At 33.8% G+C, this 19,483-nt stretch carries 14 protein-coding genes; 13 read left to right on the forward strand and 1 reads right to left on the reverse strand.

The annotated features are described in order from the left end of the window. Positions 1-449 precede the first annotated feature (449 nt). The 6 genes from ACRYLU_RS05645 (at position 450) to ACRYLU_RS05670 (ending at position 9,564) form a co-directional block, all read left to right on the forward strand. Entirely contained in the window at positions 450-1,736 is a 1,287-nt protein-coding gene (locus ACRYLU_RS05645) for an ABC transporter ATP-binding protein (RefSeq protein ID WP_003132123.1), read from the forward strand. Then, positions 1,733-2,521, forward strand: a complete 789-nt coding sequence (locus ACRYLU_RS05650; RefSeq protein WP_029343879.1) for an ABC transporter permease — start codon at positions 1,733-1,735, stop codon at positions 2,519-2,521. Before ACRYLU_RS05645 ends, ACRYLU_RS05650 begins: the two co-directional genes overlap by 4 nt. A 1-nt stretch (position 2,522) precedes the next feature. Next, complete coding sequence (locus tag ACRYLU_RS05655; RefSeq protein ID WP_029343880.1) at positions 2,523-3,323, forward strand: ABC transporter permease; 801 nt, start codon at positions 2,523-2,525, stop codon at positions 3,321-3,323. Between the two features lie 47 nt (positions 3,324-3,370). Next, positions 3,371-4,438, forward strand: a complete 1,068-nt coding sequence (locus tag ACRYLU_RS05660; protein ID WP_038601051.1) for an ABC transporter substrate-binding protein — start codon at positions 3,371-3,373, stop codon at positions 4,436-4,438. Between the two features lie 657 nt (positions 4,439-5,095). After that, on the forward strand, positions 5,096-6,544 hold the full coding sequence (gene cls, locus ACRYLU_RS05665; RefSeq protein ID WP_445081352.1) for a cardiolipin synthase: 1,449 nt from the start codon (positions 5,096-5,098) through the stop codon (positions 6,542-6,544). A 512-nt stretch (positions 6,545-7,056) separates the two neighbouring features. Next, entirely contained in the window at positions 7,057-9,564 is a 2,508-nt protein-coding gene (locus ACRYLU_RS05670) for an HAD-IC family P-type ATPase (protein WP_081043228.1), read from the forward strand. Positions 9,565-9,625: 61 nt separating this feature from the next. Here ACRYLU_RS05670 and ACRYLU_RS05675 read toward each other — a convergent pair whose 3' ends face one another. Then, the gene (locus ACRYLU_RS05675; RefSeq protein ID WP_445081353.1) at positions 9,626-10,321 is read right to left on the reverse strand and encodes an N-acetylmannosamine-6-phosphate 2-epimerase; all 696 of its coding nucleotides are present in this window, start codon (positions 10,319-10,321) and stop codon (positions 9,626-9,628) included. A 201-nt stretch (positions 10,322-10,522) separates the two neighbouring features. Here ACRYLU_RS05675 and ACRYLU_RS05680 point away from each other — a divergent pair, with 201 nt between their 5' ends. The 7 genes from ACRYLU_RS05680 (at position 10,523) to alsS (ending at position 18,953) form a co-directional block, all read left to right on the forward strand. After that, positions 10,523-10,768, forward strand: a complete 246-nt coding sequence (locus ACRYLU_RS05680) for a hypothetical protein (protein ID WP_058223541.1) — start codon at positions 10,523-10,525, stop codon at positions 10,766-10,768. A 206-nt stretch (positions 10,769-10,974) separates the two neighbouring features. After that, the gene (gene rlmD, locus ACRYLU_RS05685) at positions 10,975-12,345 is read left to right on the forward strand and encodes a 23S rRNA (uracil(1939)-C(5))-methyltransferase RlmD (RefSeq protein ID WP_445081376.1); all 1,371 of its coding nucleotides are present in this window, start codon (positions 10,975-10,977) and stop codon (positions 12,343-12,345) included. A gap of 36 nt (positions 12,346-12,381) precedes the next feature. Continuing rightward, complete coding sequence (locus ACRYLU_RS05690) at positions 12,382-13,989, forward strand: NAD(P)/FAD-dependent oxidoreductase (RefSeq protein ID WP_058205670.1); 1,608 nt, start codon at positions 12,382-12,384, stop codon at positions 13,987-13,989. 1 nt (position 13,990) lies between these two features. Further along, positions 13,991-14,611, forward strand: coding sequence for a class I SAM-dependent methyltransferase (locus ACRYLU_RS05695; protein ID WP_445081354.1), 621 nt, complete (start codon positions 13,991-13,993; stop codon positions 14,609-14,611). A gap of 66 nt (positions 14,612-14,677) precedes the next feature. Next, positions 14,678-15,850 carry an AI-2E family transporter gene (locus ACRYLU_RS05700; RefSeq protein WP_003130134.1) on the forward strand — a complete coding sequence of 391 codons (1,173 nt, stop codon included), beginning with the start codon at positions 14,678-14,680 and terminating at the stop codon, positions 15,848-15,850. A gap of 27 nt (positions 15,851-15,877) precedes the next feature. Beyond that, positions 15,878-17,134 carry a tetratricopeptide repeat protein gene (locus ACRYLU_RS05705; RefSeq protein ID WP_445081355.1) on the forward strand — a complete coding sequence of 419 codons (1,257 nt, stop codon included), beginning with the start codon at positions 15,878-15,880 and terminating at the stop codon, positions 17,132-17,134. A 154-nt stretch (positions 17,135-17,288) separates the two neighbouring features. Then, positions 17,289-18,953 carry an acetolactate synthase AlsS gene (gene alsS / locus ACRYLU_RS05710; RefSeq protein WP_003130131.1) on the forward strand — a complete coding sequence of 555 codons (1,665 nt, stop codon included), beginning with the start codon at positions 17,289-17,291 and terminating at the stop codon, positions 18,951-18,953. The last annotated feature ends 530 nt before the right edge of the window (positions 18,954-19,483 follow it).

Below are 19,483 nucleotides of genomic sequence, written 5' to 3' on the forward strand. Positions count from 1 at the left end.
CTGAAACTTCCCTTATCCACCGATTCAATGACTTCCTTTGGTCGCATTGAACTGACGAAACTAAAAATTTCTCAAAAATACTTTTCGTCAGTAAAAATAACATCTCGTCAGTAAAATATTGACGATTTGTCAGTAAAAATTGAGCCAAGGCCAGACGGACAGCCGGGTCAAAAGCCGAAATTGGCGACTTTCGTTGCCTTATTGATTAACTCTTTTTAGGAGTTATGGGGAATATAAAAGCCCCACCCAAGAAAAACACGCTTTGGCGCATCAATAAGAGTATTAAAAGTTCTTCTGCTGTATAGACTCTGCACTAGAATTTTCTGTTTGTCCTTTTGGAATCAGAAAACTTAAATTGATGATGAAACCAAGCGTTGGCTTGGTTTTTTATATTACTTACAAGCAATTTTACGGCTTATCACATCTTTATATTCAAAGGAATTAAAAAAATGTCAAAAACAATTATCGAATTTAAAAATGTCAGTAAAACTTATGCTGACACTGATACAACCGTTCTTAAAGATATTTCATTTGAACTAGAAGAAGGGAAATTTTATACTCTTTTAGGCGCGTCAGGTTCAGGTAAATCAACAATTTTAAATATTATTGCGGGGCTTCTTGATGCAACCGATGGTGATGTTATTCTTGATAATAAAAGAATTAATGACTTACCCGCAAATAAACGAAATGTTCATACGATTTTTCAATCCTATGCTCTTTTTCCAAATATGAACGTTTTTGATAACGTCGCTTTCGCTCTTAAAATTAAAGGAGTAGATAAAAAGGAAATTGCCAAGCGTGTCTCTGAAAGTTTAAAACTCGTGCGCTTAGACGGCTTTGAAAAACGTTCAATTACTAAATTATCAGGAGGGCAAAAACAAAGGGTAGCTATTGCCCGTGCCATAATTGATCGCCCTAAAGTTCTCTTACTTGATGAATCTCTTTCAGCACTTGATATGAAACTCAGAAAAGATATGCAATATGAATTAAGAGAGCTACAACAAAGTCTTGGAATTACATTTATCTTTGTTACGCATGACCAAGAAGAAGCGCTAGCAATGTCTGATTGGGTCTTCATCATGAATGAAGGCGAAATTGTGCAATCAGGGACTCCAACTGATATTTATGATGAACCAATTAATCATTTTGTTGCTGATTTTATTGGAGAATCAAACATTCTAAACGGAAGAATGATTGAAGACTACCTCGTTGAATTTAATGGTCAGAAATTTGAAGCTGTCGATGGTGGGATGCGTAAAAATGAACCAATTGAGGTTGTTATTCGCCCTGAAGATATCTGGTTTACACTTCCTGACGAAGGTAAATTCAATGTAAAAGTAGATACTCAACTCTTTCGTGGCGTCCATTATGAAATTGTAGCCTACGATGAATTTAATAACGAATGGCTCATTCATTCAACACATAAAGCCATTGTTGGAGAAACAGTTGGACTCGATTTTGACCCAGAAGCCATTCACATCATGCGTCTTAATGAAACCGAAGAAGAATTTGACGCTCGTATTGAAGAATATGTTGAAGAAGAAGAAACGGTCGGTTTAGCTAATGCTGTCGAAGAAGAAAATGCCGAAGAAGAAGCTGCCATTCAAGAAGCCGTTAAAGAAGCGCTTGAAAACACGATGGAATTGACAGAACTTGCTGAAACAGTGAATGAAATTTTACAAAAGCAAGAGAATGAACCTGAGTCAGAAAATAAAGAAAGTGGGGCCAATAAGTGACCAAAAGAATTTATTCTGTTCCCTATTTTCTCTGGATTATTTTCTTTGTTATCGTCCCTTTGGCCATGCTTTTATGGCAATCATTTTTTGATTTAAATGGTCACTTTACCCTTAACAATTATATCCTCTATTTTTCTAGCGGAACTTACCTCTTAATGACATGGAACTCTATTCTCTACGCACTGATTATTACTGTAGCGACCCTTGTCATCTCCTACCCCGTAGCTTATGTTTTGACCAAACTAAAAATGAAACAATTTTGGCTCATGCTTATTATTTTACCGACTTGGGTTAACTTGTTACTCAAAGCTTATGCCTTTATTGGAATTTTTGGTAAATATGGTTCAGTTAATAACTTTTTACAGTTTTTGGGAATTGGACGGACACAGATTTTATTTACTGACCTAAGTTTTATTTTGGTCGCATCATATATTTCCATTCCCTTTATGGTTTTACCAATTTTTAATGCTTTAAATGATTTAGATGATAATTTGGTAAATGCGAGTGCCGATTTAGGCGCCTCACGTTTCCAAACTTTTACTCAAGTGATTTGGCCACTTTCATTAAACGGTGTTAGAGCTGGAGTGCAGGCTGTCTTTATTCCTAGTTTGTCACTCTTCATGTTGACCCGTTTAATCGGTGGGAATAAAGTCATCACACTCGGTACGGCCGTTGAAGAACACTTCCTAACGACACAAAACTGGGGAATGGGTTCAACCATTGCCGTTGTCTTAGTTGTAGCCATGTTGATTGTCATGAGAATGACGAAAGAAAGGAGAGATTGATTTGCAAAAGAAAAATTCGCTTGGTAAAGTTTACCTCACCTTTGTCCTCATCCTTTTATATGCACCTATTTTTTACCTTATTTTTTACTCATTCAACTCCGGAAGTGATATGAGCAAATTTACAGGTTTCACATTAGATAATTTCAAAACGTTATTTGCTGACAGTCGTCTAATTCTGATTGTTGTTCAAACTTTCTTTCTCGCCTTTTTAAGCTCACTGATTGCTACAGTTATTGGAACAATTGGTGCTTTGAATCTTGTTAAATTCAAGAGAAGACGTCGTGAAACTTTATTGGGTTTAAATAATGTCTTAATGGTTTCCCCAGACGTTGTCATCGGTGCTTCCTTCCTGATTTTATTTACAATTGTTGGAATGAAACTTGGTTTTATGTCTGTTTTACTCAGTCATATTGCCTTCTCTATCCCTATTGTTGTTTTGATGGTAATGCCGCTTTATCAAGAAATGGATAGTTCACTCATTGACGCCGCAAATGATTTAGGGGCAAATTCAAGTCAAATAATGCGTGAAATTACCCTGCCCTATTTAACACCAGGAATTATTGCTGGTTTCTTTATGGCATTTACTTATTCTTTAGATGATTTTGCCGTGACTTTCTTTGTCACAGGAAATGATTTCACAACCCTATCAGTTGAAATCTATTCTAGAGCTCGCGCCGGAATTTCTTTAGAAATTAATGCCCTTTCTACCCTTGTATTTCTCTTTTCAATTCTATTAGTTATAGGCTATTATTATATTATGAGAGATTCAGAAACTGTTGGGAAATCTTCAAATCTGACTTAAAACCATTTTACTGATACTTTGTAGCTCAAAGTATAGAAAGGAGAAACTTGAAAAAATTATTATACTTCTTTGTAGGAATTTTGATTATTACTGCCTCGTTAGGACTGATTACTAATAGAATGAAAGCTGCTGATGGAGTCAAAACTCAAAATAATAGCCTGACCATTTTTAACTGGGGAGAGTATATCGACCCAGACCTGATTAGTAAATTTCAAAAAGAAACAGGTTATAAAGTAAACTATATGACCTTTGATTCCAATGAAGCCATGTATTCAAAAGTCAAACAAGGAGGAACAGCTTATGACCTGATTGTTCCTTCCGATTACATGATTGAAAAAATGGCCAAAGAAAATTTGCTCATTAAGCTAGACCATAGTAAAATTAATGGTTTAAAAGATGATGACCCTAAACTCCTCAATCCGGCTTTTGACCAAGGAAATCACTATTCTGTTCCATACTTTTGGGGAACATTAGGGATTGTTTATAATTCAAAAACAGTAACAAGGCCACCAAAAACGTGGAATGATATCTGGTCACCAACTTACAAAAACTCAATTTTACTGACAGACAGTGTACGTGACGTTATGGCAATGGTCCTTAGTAAACATGGATATTCATTAAATACAACCAACCAAAAAGAGCTAGATATAGCCTATCAAGATCTTCTAAAACTTACGCCAAATGTAAAAGCCATTCTGGGTGATGAAATCATGAATTACATGATTAATAATGAAACACCTTTGGCCGTTGTTTATAGCGGACAAGCAGCAGAGATGACCTCTGAAAATAAAAATTTGAAATACGTTATCCCTGAGCGGACAAATATTTGGTATGACAATTTGGCCATTCCAAAAACAGCTAAAAACGTCAAAGCAGCTTACGCTTTTATTAATTTCATGCAAGAACCCAAAAATGCAGCCCAAAATGCACAGTGGATTGGTTATGCAACTCCAAATTTGAAAGCCAAAGCCCTCTTGCCCAAAGAAATTCGAGATAATAAATCCTTTTATCCAGATGAAGCAACCATCAAAGACGATGAAGCCTACAAAAACCTTAATCCATATTGGACTGGAATTTATAATGATTTATATTTAGAATTTAAGATGAATAAATAAAAAGAATCATAAGAATACTCTCTTATCGTTATTCATTGAATTTAGCTTTATCAGAAGAAGTCACTCAAAATTAAAATAGTTTTCGATAACCGATAGAAATGAACGATTTTTTCAATGCATTTCTGCCGGTATAAAAATTAATATGTTTTAACATTCCTTAGGGAATGTTTTTTGTTTTATAGAAAATTTTATTATCGTCAAATGAGTGACATTGAAGATTGTCATATCATTAATTCAGAGCTAACTCAAGAAGATGAGTAAGCAAATAAAAATGTAACAATTAGTTTAGAAAATGTCATTCAGTTTAATGGTTTGATTGAACCATATATCACATGTGTAAAAGTAAAGTAAACAGAAGAAAATATACGAGATGAATTTTGAAAATTTGATATTGAAAGAAAAGATGTGTATATTGCGGATGGGCTTTCTTTTACTACTGTAAAGAGGTACGAGTCAAAGAAGAGGCCGAGATAGCTTTTTCAGAGTTAGTTTATTATAGTGGTATATATAAGACAAATACATTAATAACTAATGAAATAATAATACTTACAAAAATAACTTTGAACTTTGCTTATATAAAATACGTAAAGTATCCAATGAATTTTGATATAATTAGATAAATAATAATATTTTATGGAGATTATGGAGAAATATTTTATGTCACTTGCGACAATTTATAGTTTGATGGGAACACTAATAACGATTAACACATTGCTTGCCCTTGTGACAATTTTTCGAAAACCTAGGTCTATTGCCAGTATTTTTGCGTGGTCTATGTTCTTGTTCTTTTTACCAGGGATTGGTTTCCTTGGCTATCTTTTTTTAGGAAGAGGGCTTGATCGAACGACAACAAATCGTTTTGAAGAAGAAAATAAATATAATTTGTCTATTCTTGCCCAAAGAGTGCGTGAAAATAATGAAAAATTTGAGCCAAAAGAAATGGCACCCCATGAAAGATTACTGAAAAGATATTTTAATAATATGGAACGTACACCACTTTGTCGTGGGAATAAAGTGAATTTTTATCTGAATGGAGAAGATAAATTTTCAGCCTTGTTTGATGACATAAAGAATGCTAAAGATAATATTCATGTAGAATACTATGCATTCTTTAATGACAAAATTGGAACTGCTTTTCGCGATAATCTAATTGAAAAAGCTAAAGAAGGGGTGGAAGTTAGAGTAGTTTACGATCCATGGGGAGGAAAAACGAGAAAGGATTTCTTTAAACCTTTGGAAGAGGCAGGAGGTAAGGTCACAGCCTTTATCACATCGCGTAATACACTAACCAAAACCCGACTTAACTATCATTTACATCGTAAAATTGTAGTGATAGATGGTCAAATTGGTTGGACTGGCGGTTTTAATGTTGGTGATCAATATATTTATAACAGTAAAAAGTTTGGCTTCTGGCGTGATACACATGGTAGAATTGTTGGTACAGCAGCTTTTGGTCTTCAAGAAACATTTATTCGAGATTGGAATGTTTCAGTCAGAGATCCTAAAGATAAGCTTGAACGAAAAGATTCATATTTTGTGGTACCAGAAGAAGAAGGCAACATTGATATTCAAATCGTCGCTAACGGACCAGAGAGTGATAATAAAACCTTAAGAACAGGTTTTATTAAAATGATTATGGATGCGGAAGATTATATTTGGCTTCAATCGCCTTACTTGATACCTGATGACTCTATGATAACGGCGCTTGTAGCAGCGGCGAATTCTGGTGTTGATGTAAGAATCATGATTCCCAATATGCCAGATCATCCGTTTATCTTTAGAGCAACACAATATTACGCAAACTATCTGCATAAACACGGTGTGAAAATATACAATTATACAAATGGTTTCATACACTCTAAAACCCTTGTAATGGATGGAAAATTAGGCGTATTTGGTACAACTAATCAAGATATTCGCAGTTATGAATTAAATTTTGAGATAAGTGCCTTTTGTTATGATGAAACTATAGCAAAAGAGATGAGCAGGACCTTTGAGGGAGACTTAATAAAATCAAAGCTACTTACAGATGAAGAAATTGCCCAACAATCTATCTGGCTTAAAATCAAGCAGAACTTTTCGAGATTACTTAGTCCGATATTATAAATGGTCATGTATATAGGACATATTAATGATGATTTGACTCCTTTAAAATACATAAGTATTGAAAAATAAAAACCACTTGAAAATTTTAGTGGTTTTTATTTTGGAGTAATTCTTCCTATATTCAACTGAAAGTCAATTTTATACTAACTAAGACCTTGGTTGTCTACTAAAAGTCAAAATGCTTGCTGAACTATACGAGCATTTTTATTAATATCAAACCAGAGAGTTAATCTCTAAAAGACAAATTTGTCAGAAAAACGTCTTTTAATGCTTGCTTTTTCAGCCACTGCATGAGGCGACTATTTTACTTGTTCGATATTAAACAAATAGAACTCTTTTATAATCAACAAATAATTTAAAAACTAAAAAGTTATTAGCTTTCTAATAACTTTTTTGATAAAATAATTTTTCGAATACTTTCAAAAATGTAAGAAAAAAAGGTAAAATTTTAGATATAATAATAATTAAAGAAATTAGTTTAGGAGGAAAAGCAGATATTGAATAAAGTAAACATGACCGAAGGACTGTCAAATGCAGAAGTCGAAGAACAAAAAAGACTTGGAAATTTGAATATCATGACGGTTAAAGTTGGGAATTCAAATAAAGATATTATCATTAAAAACTCAATGACCTTATTTAATTTACTCAATCTAGTACTTGCGGTTGTGTTATTTATCATTGGTTCTTATAAAAATATGCTGTTTATTTTCTCAATTATTTCTAATACCTCAATTGGCATCTATCAAGAAATTAAAGCGAAAAGAATTATTGAAAAACTTTCTTTTCTAAAACAAGATAAAGTAGAAGTGATAAGAGCAGGTGAACAAGTAAGTATTGAAAAAGAAGAACTTGTTTTAAATGATATTATTTGTCTAAAAAAAGGTTTTCAGGTTCCAGTGGATGCGATATGTTTGGAAGAGGGACTAGATGTTGATGAATCCATGATTACCGGAGAATCTGATTTTATTGAAAAACATGTGGGTGATTTTATCTATTCAGGTAGTCTTGTCATGCAAGGTGCTTCAAAAGCACAAGTTCAGGCAGTCGGGAATCATACCTTTATCAGTAAGCTCACAAAAGAAGCTTCAGTTTTAAAAAAATCAAAATCAAAAATACAACAACAAATTGATAAAATTCTAAAAATTATCGCAATAGGAATTATTCCTATTTCAATTCTTGTTTTGCTCAACCAGTTCGTTTTTTCATCATTAAACTTATCAGTGATTCCTCAAAGAAAGATGGCGATTGTTGGAACAGCAACAACGATTACAAGTTTAATTCCTGAAGGATTAGTCTTGCTTACATCAGTTGCTTTGGCCTTAGGTGTCATTAAACTTTCACAAATGGATGTTTTGACTCAAGAATTATCAGCAATTGAAACATTGGCTAGGGTTGACGTTTTATGTTTAGATAAAACGGGAACAATTACCGAAGGACAAATGAATGTTGAAAATGTTCTGTACTATAATGATAAAGCTGAAACAAATGATATCATTTCATATATTATCTCCTTAGATAAAGAACAAAATTCCTCAATGGAGGCTTTGACAAAATATTTTACTAGTGGTCAACAAAATACCTTTGAATTAGTTTCATATCAACCTTTTAGCTCAGAAACCAAATATCAATCTGTAGAAATTAAAAATAAAGGAAACTATATTTTAGGAGCTTTTGATTTAGTAGCAAAAGATGTTACTCCTAAACAAAAAGCTGATATTGAGGAAGCCTTGGAAAAAGGTTATAGAATTCTCGCTCTCTCTCATAATATTTTGGGAGAAAAAAGCCAACTCCTTTGTCTTATTTTCTTAAAAGATAGACCTAAAAAAGAAGCTAAAAAAATATTAGAATACTTTGAAAAACAAGGGACTCAGATTAAAATTATTTCGGGTGACCATCCAAAAACAGTCTCGCTAATTGCAAAAGAGGTCGGTTTAGAAGCGGATTATATTGGTCTATCAGAACTTCCTGAAAGTGAAAAAGAACTACAGGAAGTGGTAGAAGAAAAAACAATATTCGGTCGCATAACTCCAGAAAGAAAACGTGATATCATTGCTGCTTTACAGGAAAATGGTCATACCGTGGGAATGATTGGAGATGGGATTAATGATATCCTTGCCCTTAAAAAATCAGATTGTCCAATTGCCTTAGGGAGCGGTAATGAAGCTACAAAGTCAGTTGCTCAATTTATTCTGTTAAAAAATGATTTCTCTGTTCTTCCAAATATTCTCAAAGAGGGAAGAAAGGTAATTAATAATATTACACGTGTCGCTAGTATGAATCTTTTAAGAGTGATATACATCTTTACCTTAACAGTTCTATTATTAATTACACGTCATCTCTTCCCATTAGAATCAATAAACTTAATGATGATGGGTATCTTTACCGTCGGAATTCCTAGTGCTTTACTTGTGCTAGAAAAAGATGAAAAAAGAAATGAAGATGATATTCTTCAAAAAATTAGAGACAACGCTCTACCTACGGGAGTCATTATTGGGATTGCTATATTTATAATGTTCAGTTTGGCCTATAAATTTCCAATCTATACGACCTTTACTGATGGAAGATTTGTGACTCATTATAAGGAGTTTATCAGTGATGTAACTTTGGTTATTGGTAGTGTTCAACTCTTTTCGCTCTATCTCTTATGCCGTCCGTTAAGCCGCTTTAGAGCTATTGTCATTGTCGGAATGACAGCACTCTTTTATGGAACTTACTTTATTTCACCAGTAACTAAATTTTTAGGAATTGCACCTTTCAAAAGCTTCAGATTTGTTATACCAACAATTATCTGTATCTTAATGATTCTTATGGTTAGAGCTTTATTCTCTAAAAATATAAAAAGAAAAACAAAAAATATTACTATACTCTTTGTAGGTTTAGCCTTAATCAGTGGATTTTCATTTACCAAATTAAGACAGTATAATGCAAAAGCAGCGATTGAAAGACCTCAATATAAGAAGATATTAGTCGATAATTGGGAAAGATCTCAGGTTAATAAAGAAAATGTAAACGAGAGATAAGCATAAAAAAAAGACACCATCCTTTTTGGAGGTGTCTTTTTTTATTCCGATGAATGGGCTGTTATTTTTCACTAATTGCTTTTATAAATCGTGTGGCAATCTCAAAAGGTCTGGTTATTGCTCCCCCGATAACCATGGCATCAACACCAATATCATAAACGCATTTGGCTTGTTCTGGACTATGAATTCTTCCCTCTGCAATGACTGGAATCTTCTCCTCAACTAGTTTTTCAAGTAAGGCAAAATCAGGTTCATCTTGTTTTGGACTTTCATCTGTGTAACCACTAAGCGTTGTACCAACAAAATCTACCCCAGATTCATATGCATTTTTACATTCTTCAAAGGTTGAACAATCTGCCATCAAAAGTTGGTTTGGATATTTTTCTTTGATTGATTTGATAAATTCATTAATAGTTAGGCCATCATAACGTTCTCTAGAGGTACAATCCAAGGCGATGACTTCACAAGAAGTGGCTACTAACTCATCTATTTCTTTCATGGTAGCAGTAATAAAAGGTTTTTGTGGTGGATAATCTCTTTTAATAATACCAATTATTGGTAAATCAACTATTTCCTGAATTTCTTTAATATCTCTTACAGAATTTGCCCTAATTCCAACGGCTCCCGCTTGCGCAGCTGCTTTAGCCATCAAAGGCATGATACCACCTTTTTCAGAATATAAAGCTTCACCAGGTAAAGCCTGACAGGATACAATAATACCATTTTTTACTTTGTCTAAAAATACTTCTTTATTCATTCTACGATTTGCCTCCAATAAAAATTAAAGTGGAGATATTCTCCAACAACGAATATAGCATGCGCTTACATTTTTGTCAAATGACATAAATTTTTAATTGCTTTTTTAAAAATATAGTAAGAAAATGATAAATATTTAAGTTTTTCGGAATCTTATGCTATGATATTTATTGAATAAAAATGAAAAAGGAGTATTTTCTCAATGGCAAAATCAAAAAAGGAAATTGAAAAAATAGTTTTAGAACAGACTAATTTTGTTCCACACAATGAGAAAGGACAAGAAATTTATATTACATTAAAAGCCAAAAAAAATGGTAAAAAAAATTTAAAGCACAATGAAAAATTTGCTAAAAGTGCGGAATTTGATAAATTAGTAAAACTTTTTGGAGAAAATAAAGTGAAACTCATTCATGCAAGTGCTCAACGTAGAATAGAGATTTTGCGTTAATGTAAATTCATAATAAAGACTACACTTTCTTTATTAGATAAATTAGAACTACTTACCTTGTGAGTGGCTTTTTTATTGTCGAAAAATATTTGACTACACTTTTAACTATATTTTAGGTGAAAGAATCCGGGAATTATGGAGTATATTTTTTCAAAAATTTAAATACTCTTCATTTATAGGAACCAAATGATAATATGTGTTATAATATGGACATGACAAATTTCAAGAAAAACGATATATTTGAAGCAGAAGTCCTTGACTTAACACATGAAGGACAAGGGGTTGTTAAAATCGACTCTTTCCCTTTCTTTGTGGATAATGCTTTACCTGGGGAACGTATCAAAATGCATGTGCTTAAGGTTGGGAAATCTTTTGGATTTGGGCGTGTGGATGAATTTATAAGTCAGAGTAAACATCGTGTTACTCAGCTTAACCTTGATTATTTGCGCACCGGAATCGCAGATTTTGGTCATCTATCTTATGATGAACAAGTGAAATTTAAACATAAGCAAGTAGTAGATATTTTGAGAAAAACAGCTGGTAAATCTGATTATCCAGTTTTACCAGTAGTTGAAGCAATTAAAACAATTAATTATCGAAATAAAGCACAAATTCCTGTCCAAATGGTTGACGGGCTTTTAACTACAGGATTTTATCGAAAGAATTCTCATACTTTGATTCCTGTGGAAGATTTTTATATTCAACATCCTGAGATTGATGCTGTGGTTCTTTTTTTGCGCGATGAGTTTCGAAAGATTAACTTACAAGCTTATGATGAGAAAACGAGAAAAGGCTGGTTGCGAAATATCGTTGTCCGTCGAGCATTTCACACGGGTGAAATGATGATTACTTTAGTCGTTACAAGTAAAAAACTTCCAGAAAAAGTTGAACTTGTGATTGATCATTTGGTTGAACGGTTTACAAATATAAAATCTGTTCAATTAAATATTAATTCTGGAACGGGTTCATTTATTTTAGGAAAAGAATTTATTTTATTATATGGCAAAGATTTCATCACAGATTTGATGCTAGATAAAACTTATCAAATTTCAGCCCCTGCCTTTTATCAAGTTAACACACCTCAAGCTGAAAAACTTTATGAAACTGCCTACTACTTTGCGGGTCTAAAACCAGGCGATGTTGTTATTGATGCATACTCTGGAATTGGAACAATTGGAATTAGTATGGCTGATAGAGTTGCAAAAGTCTATGGTATGGAAGTTGTTCCAGCAGCTGTTGAAAATGCTAAACGTAATGCTCAATTAAATAAACTTGAAAATACACATTATGAGGTTGGAACTGCTGAAAAAATCATGCCTAAATGGCTCTCAGAGGGAGTAAAACCCGATGTCATTTTTGTTGATCCACCAAGAAAAGGGTTGGATGAAGGGTTTATTAAAGCAGCAGCAATGATGAATCCTCGACGTATTGTTTATATTTCTTGTAATCCAGCAACTTTTGCTCGTGATGTTGTTCGCTTTGAAGCTGAAGGGTATTTGTTGGATAAAGTTCAACCAGTTGATTTATTCCCACAAACGCATCATATTGAATTAGTTGCTAGTTTTAATAAAAAATAAAAGAGGATAATAAATCCTATTCATAGAAAGAAAATCATGATTCGCATAACACAAATCAAAATTTCAATTGATGAACCTGTCAGTAAGGTTAAAAGTCTTGTTTTGAAAAAACTAAGACTACAAGAATCTGACTTACTGGATTATCGAATTTACAAAGAATCAATTGATGCAAGACATAGAGGCGAAATTGATTTTATTTATACTGTTGATATTAAACTTAAAGATGAAGCAAGAATTCTGTCTAAAAAAATAAAAAATGTTTCCTTGGCACCTGAATTAGATTATGTCAATCCAGTTATAGGAAATAAAAAAATGCTTCATCGACCTGTGGTCATTGGTTTTGGTCCCGCAGGAATGTTTGCGGCTTTATTATTGGCTCAAAATGGTTATCGTCCAATTGTTCTTGAAAGAGGCCAAGCTGTTGACGAGCGTGTAAAATCAATTGATAAGTTTTGGCTTGAAGGAAAACTTAATCCAAAATCGAATGTTCAATTTGGTGAAGGTGGTGCAGGAACTTTTTCTGATGGGAAATTAACGAGTCGTGTTCGTGATTTACGTGGTCGTAAGGTTTTGGAGGAGTTTGTACAAGCTGGTGCCCCAGAAGATATTCTATATAAGGCACATCCTCATGTCGGAACTGATTTACTTCGTGACATTGTTAAAAATATCCGAAAACAAATTATTGAGTTGGGCGGAGAAGTTCATTTTGATGCTCAAGTTGAAGAATTTTTAATTGAAGATGAACAATTACAGGCTGTAAAACTTGCTGACGGAAATATTATTAAAACAAATCAGGCTATTTTAGCCATTGGTCATTCGGCACGTGATACTTTCTCAGAACTTTATGATAAAGGGGTAACGATTACAGCTAAACCCTTTGCTGTTGGAGTCAGAATTGAACATCCCCAATCTTTAATCAATAAAGCACAATATAAAGAATTTGCTGACCATCCACGTCTTGGAGCAGCAGAATACCGCTTAACTTATAAGGCATCATCAGGCCGTGGCGTTTATACTTTCTGTATGTGTCCAGGAGGATTGGTTGTCCCAGCTGCATCAGAAGAGGGTGGACTTGTGACTAATGGGATGTCTGAACATGCTAGAGACCAAAAAAATGCAAATTCTGGACTTTTAGTCCAAGTTTTTCCAGAAGATTTTCCAACTGACCATCCCCTTGCTGGAGTAGAGTTTCAAAAGGAATTAGAACATAAAGCCTTTGAATTAGGTGGTTCTAATTATCAAGCACCAGCTCAACTTGTTGGAGATTTTCTTGATGGAAAAGCCTCTAAAGCAATGGGATCAGTTGAACCTAGTTATGCTTTGGGAGTGAAACCAACTAATCTTGAATCACTATTCCCAGACTATGTTACACAATCGATGCGTGAAGCAATTATTGGATTAGATAAAAAAATGCATGGCTTTGCCCTTTCTGATGCTGTAATGACAGGAGTTGAATCTCGTTCATCTTCACCGGTCAGAATTAATCGTGATGAAGAAAATTATCAATCTGTTTCGACAAAAGGAATCTATCCTTCAGGTGAAGGGGCTGGTTTTGCTGGCGGAATTGTCTCAGCAGGTATTGACGGTTTGAAATGTGCTGAGAGCATGATTGCAGAATTCGCTAAACCTTTGATGGAGGACTAAAATGGCTCAAAAGACTCATGATTACGAAAGAGAATCTGAAGACTTTTATGACCATATTGCGAGTCGTTTTGATCATAGTTTTGATGGATTTTTAGCCAGTTTTTTCAAGAGATTTATTATAAAACATTTAAAAGTTGAAAAAGATTCAAGAATCTTAGATGTTGGTTGTGCTAATGGAAAGCTTTTGGCAATGTTAAATCAAAAAGAGAAAATTTTTGGAAGTGGCTTAGATATTTCGTCAGAAATGATAAAAATTGCTCAAGCTAAGCATCCTAATTTTACTTTTAAGCAAGGTTCTGCTCAAAAAATTCCCTTTGAGGATGCTAATTTTGATTTGATTATTTGTTCAGCGAGTTTTCATCATTTTCCTTCACCTGAAGTTTTTTTAGCAGAAGCTAAACGACTGCTGGCACCAGAGGGGAAACTGGTCATCGCTGAGATTCATATTCCATTTATTACAAAAGCCTATAATTGGCGACTTAATAAATTTTCAACAGAAGGAGATGTAAAAGTCTATCAGCCAAAAGAACTGACAAGAATTTTTAATCACAACGGTTGGAAAATTACTGACAAAAAGAATTTTTTACAGATTCAATATTATGAACTAGAAAAAAGTTACTGACAGAAAAACAAAAAGACTTTGAACAATATCTGTCAGTAATTCTAAAAAAAGAATTAGGAAAAAAATATGGAACAAGAACAACACCGAGGTTTCAAAGCCTCTTGGTTTTTCAAGTGGTTTATTAATAATAAAGTAGTTGCAGCTTTAGCAATCGTCCTTCTCTTATTACTGAATATTCTCTTACTTAATAAAGTTGGATTTATTTTTAAACCTGTTGGAGAATTTATAACGGTTATCTCGCTGCCCGTTATTTTGGCAGCTGTATTTTATTATCTTCTTAACCCAATTGTTGATTTTTTGGAAAAGAAAAGAGTCCCACGAGTTGTTACGATTATTGTTCTTTTCTTAATAATTGCAGCTTTGATTGCTTGGGGCTTAATTGTTGCTATTCCTAATATTATCAGTGGAGTAGATAATTTTGCTTCGTCAGTCCCTCACTATGTGAATACAGCTCAAAAAGAGATTAATGCTTTAGCAAAAAACCCACATTTTGAACAATTTAGACCACAAGTTGACCAGTTTGCTAAGTCAATTGGTAATCAATTGATTGATTGGTCAAAAGCTTTCTCTGTTAATGCTGTTACGACTCTTTCACATCTCATCAGTAAAACAACAAGTATCTTAATTTCATTAATTGTATTCCCATTTGTTCTTTTTTACTTATTGAGAGATGGTCAAAGATTAAATGGTTTTGTCACTCATTTATTGCCAAATGATTGGCGTAAAGAAACTTCAAAAGTTTTGCACGAAATTAATAGTCAGCTTTCAAATTATGTCCGTGGCCAAGTTTTGGTCGCAATTGCGGTTGCTATCATGTTTATGATTGGTTTACCTATTATTGGTTTGCGTTATGCAGTTGCTTTAGCAATCACCGCTGGATTTTTGAATTTAGTTCCATTTTTAGGCTCATTTTTAGCTGCTATCCCAATGGTAATTGTTGGTTTAGCAATTGGTGGACCTTTGATGCTTGTAAAAGTAATCATTGTCCTTATTATTGAGCAAACACTTGAAGGAAGATTTATTTCTCCTTTAGTTCTTGGAAAACAAATGTCAATTCATCCAATTACAATATTATTTGTTTTACTGACAGCAGGTCAAATTCTTGGTGTCTGGGGAGTATTACTTGCTATCCCATTCTATGCAACTTTGAAAGTTATTATTGTCCATGTTTACGAATGGTATCGTGAAATTTCAGTTCTTTATCGTGAAGAAACGGCTACAGAAGAAGCAAATGAGTAATTAATAGAATAAAAAATAAGGAGAAAAATGTCTTATTCAGAAGATACAATTGATTTCTTACATCAGGGAGATCTGATTGGAATGCAAAATTCACTTGCTAAAGCATTAAAAAATGATAATAGTGAAATGTTGGCTGACCTAGCCGAATATTTGCAAATGATGGGTTTCATTGATGAAAGTCAAAAAATTTATGACCAAATCATGTCAGAAGATCCGGAAACAACTGATTACCTGATTAACTTAGCAGAAATTGCAGAAGATAACGGTAATTTGGATGAAGCATTAAATTACCTTTATCAAATCCCGGTGAATGATGAAAATTATATTGCTGCTTTAGTCAAAATTGCTGACTTATACCAATTTGAAGGTGATTTTGAAACAGCAATTTCTAAGTTAGAAGAAGCAAGAGAATTATCGGATTCTCCTCTGATTACTTTTGCTTTGGCTGAGTCCTACTTTGAACAAGGTGATTATTCAGCTGCCATTACCGAATATGCAAAACTTTCAGAACGCAAAATTTTACATGAAACAAAAATTTCTATTTATCAAAGAATTGGTGACTCTTATGCCCAATTAGGTAATTTTGAGAATGCCATATCATTTCTTGAAAAATCACTAGAATTTGATGAAAAACCGGAAACCTTGTATAAAATTGCTCTTCTTTATGGAGAAACTCATAATGAAACAAGAGCCATTGCTAATTTCAAACGATTAGAAAAAATGGATGTCGAATTTTTGAACTATGAATTAGCCTATGCCCAAACCCTAGAAGCTAATCAAGAATTTGAAGCTGCACTAGAAATGGCAAAGAAAGGGATGAAAAAAAATCCTAATGCCGTTCCTCTCTTACACTTCGCTTCAAAAATTAGTTTCAAACTTAAGGACAAAGCTGCAGCAGAACGTTATCTCATGGATGCTTTAAATTTACCAGAATTACATGACGAAACAGTCTTTTTGCTTGCTAATTTATACTTCAAGGAAGAAGATTTTGAAGCTGTCATTAATCTCGAAGAGCTTTTAGAAGATGAACATTTATTAGCTAAATGGCTTTTTGCAGGAGCGCATAAAGCTTTGGAAAATGATTCTGAAGCGGCTGCTTTGTATGAAGAACTCATTCAAACCAATCTGTCAGAGAATCCAGAGTTTTTAGAAGACTATATTGATTTTCTTAAAGAAATTGGTCAAATTTCTAAAACAGAACCAATTATTGAACAATATTTGGAACTTGTTCCGGATGATGAAAATATGAGAAATTTACTGACAGACTTAAAAAATAATTACTGACAAAGCTGTCAGTAATTATTTTTATTGTAAGCTAGAAAATTCACAAACTTGCGTCAAAATAATTGTAAAAGGTCCTATTATCTGATAAAATGATTGTGAAGTAATCCAAGAGATTATGAAATATGAATTAGAACAAATAGAGGTAAAATAAAAAATGTCTGAGAAACAATTTGGGGCAAACTTGGTTGTCGATAGTTTGATTAACCATAAAGTGAAATATGTATTTGGGATTCCAGGAGCAAAAATTGACCGGGTTTTTGATTTATTAGAAAATGAAGAAGGCCCTCAAATGGTCGTGACTCGTCATGAGCAAGGAGCTGCTTTCATGGCTCAAGCTGTTGGTCGTTTGACTGGCGAACCTGGTGTAGTAGTTGTTACGAGTGGGCCTGGTGTATCAAACCTTGCGACTCCGCTTTTGACCGCGACATCAGAAGGTGATGCTATTTTGGCTATCGGTGGACAAGTTAAACGAAGTGACCGTCTTAAACGGGCGCACCAATCAATGGATAATGCTGGAATGATGCAATCAGCAACAAAATATTCAGCAGAAGTTCTTGACCCTGATACACTTTCTGAATCAATTGCCAATGCTTATCGTATTGCAAAATCAGGACATCCAGGTGCAACTTTCTTATCAATCCCCCAAGATGTAACGGATGCCGAAGTATCAATCAAAGCGATTCAACCACTTTCAGACCCTAAAATGGGGAATGCCTCTATTGATGACATTAATTATTTAGCACAAGCAATTAAAAATGCTGTATTGCCAGTAATTTTGGTTGGAGCTGGTGCTTCAGATGCTAAAGTCGCTTCATCATTGCGTAATCTATTAACTCATGTTAATATTCCTGTCGTTGAAACATTCCAAGGTGCAGGGGTTATTTCACATGATTTAGAACATACTTTTTATGGACGTATCGGTCTTTTCCGCAATCAACCAGGAGATATGCTTCTGAAACGTTCTGACCTTGTTATTGCTGTTGGTTACGACCCAATTGAATATGAAGCTCGTAACTGGAATGCAGAAATTGATAGTCGAATTATCGTTATTGATAATGCCATTGCTGAAATTGATACTTACTACCAACCAGAACGTGAATTAATTGGTGATATCGCAGCAACATTGGATAATCTTTTGCCAGCTGTTCGTGGGTACAAAATTCCAAAAGGAACAAAAGATTATCTCGATGGCCTTCATGAAGTAGCTGAGCAACACGAATTTGATACTGAAAATACTGAAGAAGGTAGAATGCACCCTCTTGATTTGGTCAGCACTTTCCAAGAAATCGTCAAAGATGATGAAACAGTAACCGTTGACGTAGGTTCACTCTACATTTGGATGGCACGTCATTTCAAATCATACGAACCACGTCATCTCCTCTTCTCAAACGGAATGCAAACACTCGGAGTTGCACTCCCTTGGGCAATTACAGCCGCATTGTTGCGCCCAGGTAAAAAAGTTTATTCACACTCTGGTGATGGAGGCTTCCTTTTCACAGGGCAAGAGTTGGAAACAGCTGTACGTTTGAATCTTCCAATCGTTCAAATTATCTGGAATGACGGCCATTATGATATGGTTAAATTCCAAGAAGAAATGAAATATGGTCGTTCAGCAGCCGTTGATTTTGGCTATGTTGATTACGTAAAATATGCTGAAGCAATGGGAGCAAAAGGTTACCGTGCACATAGCAAAGAAGAACTTGCTGAAATTCTTAAATCAATTCCAGATACTACTGGACCAGTGGTAATTGACGTTCCTTTGGACTATTCTGATAACATTAAATTAGCAGAAAAATTATTGCCAGAAGAATTTTACTGATAAGAAACAAGAAATTTGTGAAATAACAAAAACAATAGAAGAAGTCCCTGAACCTCTAAGCGTTCAGGGACTTTTTTTGTGAAAATAACAGATGAAATCTTAAACAATTTTTGTGAAACTCCCCCTCAGTTTGTGAAAAATTGCCTATAATTTCCGAATAAAATAACATTTTACCACTCTAAGAGATGCTTCAAATTAGCCAAATACCCTTTTTAGAGGATGTGGAAAACAACAAAAGAGGATGAGTATAAACAGATAAATTTTTTATCGGCTGAAAGAATTGAAGGTAATATAATATGTAGGTATTGTACAATAAATATGTCCTTAACATCACTCATATTCATATACATAATATAATTATATTTATATTTATATCAAAACCCATGATATATTATTTATGTTTGCGATAACTTTATATTTTAAATTTACTATTGAAAAATAGTAACATAAGCCATAATGTTTCGTGCACTATCAAAAAAATTAAACAGATTTATTTATCAATCTAAGCTTAGTGATTTAGTTAAGTGGAA

The organism is Lactococcus sp. KTH0-1S (assembly GCF_052544945.1).

Coding starts and splice junctions, on each gene's coding strand:
- ACRYLU_RS05645 (WP_003132123.1), top strand. CDS start 450: ATGTCAAAAACAATTATCGAATTTAAAAATGTCAGTAAAACTTATGCT.
- cls (WP_445081352.1), top strand. CDS start 5,096: ATGTCACTTGCGACAATTTATAGTTTGATGGGAACACTAATAACGATT.
- ACRYLU_RS05670 (WP_081043228.1), top strand. CDS start 7,057: ATGACCGAAGGACTGTCAAATGCAGAAGTCGAAGAACAAAAAAGACTT.
- ACRYLU_RS05675 (WP_445081353.1), bottom strand. CDS start 10,321: ATGAATAAAGAAGTATTTTTAGACAAAGTAAAAAATGGTATTATTGTA.
- ACRYLU_RS05680 (WP_058223541.1), top strand. CDS start 10,523: ATGGCAAAATCAAAAAAGGAAATTGAAAAAATAGTTTTAGAACAGACT.
- rlmD (WP_445081376.1), top strand. CDS start 10,975: ATGGACATGACAAATTTCAAGAAAAACGATATATTTGAAGCAGAAGTC.
- ACRYLU_RS05690 (WP_058205670.1), top strand. CDS start 12,382: ATGATTCGCATAACACAAATCAAAATTTCAATTGATGAACCTGTCAGT.
- ACRYLU_RS05695 (WP_445081354.1), top strand. CDS start 13,991: ATGGCTCAAAAGACTCATGATTACGAAAGAGAATCTGAAGACTTTTAT.
- ACRYLU_RS05700 (WP_003130134.1), top strand. CDS start 14,678: ATGGAACAAGAACAACACCGAGGTTTCAAAGCCTCTTGGTTTTTCAAG.
- ACRYLU_RS05705 (WP_445081355.1), top strand. CDS start 15,878: ATGTCTTATTCAGAAGATACAATTGATTTCTTACATCAGGGAGATCTG.
- alsS (WP_003130131.1), top strand. CDS start 17,289: ATGTCTGAGAAACAATTTGGGGCAAACTTGGTTGTCGATAGTTTGATT.